The 833-nt window shown below is 35.5% G+C and carries 1 protein-coding gene; it reads left to right on the top strand.

The window, feature by feature from the left end:
• Positions 1–167: 167 nt before the first annotated feature.
• Positions 168–464: an LPS biosynthesis protein gene (locus tag GPK88_RS01460; protein WP_173762513.1), complete on the top strand. Its 297-nt coding sequence runs from the start codon at positions 168–170 to the stop codon at positions 462–464.
• Positions 465–833: the final 369 nt, after the last annotated feature.

The following is an 833-nucleotide window of genomic DNA, read 5'->3' as shown; positions in this document are numbered from 1 at the left end:
AAAACCATAGCTGACATTGTATCAGAAGCCAGTAGCATTGCCTGTTGGGTGTATGTGCAGAAATATGTGAAACAGAAAACGCTTGACGAAATGCTGCAAGAATTGCCAGGAGCAGGCCAGTTTATCATTGTCATGGATACCTGGTTCGAAAGACTGATGGCGGAATAATGGATGCAATGGTAGAATTTCATAAGGGAAATCGTGTCGAGGGGCTGAGACTGCAAGAAGAATTTGCAGCGGAATTTCGTAAGGAGTATAAATACAAAGATCACTGTCCTTGCCTGAAAGCCTGTCGTTATCACGGAAACTGTAAGGAATGTGTAGCAATCCACAGAGCGCATCAGGAACATGTTCCTAATTGTATGCGACCATTGATTAATAAAAAATTGAAATTGATGTCAGAGTTAACAGAGCATACCTTGGCAAATGAAATAGAAGCTCCACATGAGATTTTAAGAAAATAGGCAAGTCAAATTACAGTTGATATTTCACATATTTTAGGAAATTTAATAACTGTTATATTTGATTATCAAATTCTTCGCAAACCCTTGAAAATACTAAGTTTGTAGCAAGTGAACTTTCCCTTACTCTTTCCCTTGTGTTACATTCTCCCATTGGTTTTTATGAACCTTAATATGGGAAAAATTAAGGGAAAGAAAATTTCATAACACAATATAACATATAACAATAACGACATGGTGAACTGATTGAAATGTTTTCGATATTTAACTTTATAACTGATTATCAAAAGAAAATGGAGATAAGATACGATGAGAACAATTTATGCAGAATACAACATAAACCACGATAGTATTGATGTTTACACAAGTGCC

The sequence above is a fragment of the Blautia sp. MCC269 genome (genome assembly GCF_018785655.1).
Taxonomy (GTDB): domain Bacteria; phylum Bacillota; class Clostridia; order Lachnospirales; family Lachnospiraceae; genus Blautia_A.
The sequence above is the reverse complement of the archived record's forward strand: the minus strand, read 5'-3'. Positions and strand labels throughout refer to the sequence as shown.

Bases quoted from the DNA above. Each gene is read 5' to 3' on its own strand.
- GPK88_RS01460 (WP_173762513.1), top strand. From the start codon at position 168: ATGGATGCAATGGTAGAATTTCATAAGGGAAATCGTGTCGAGGGGCTG.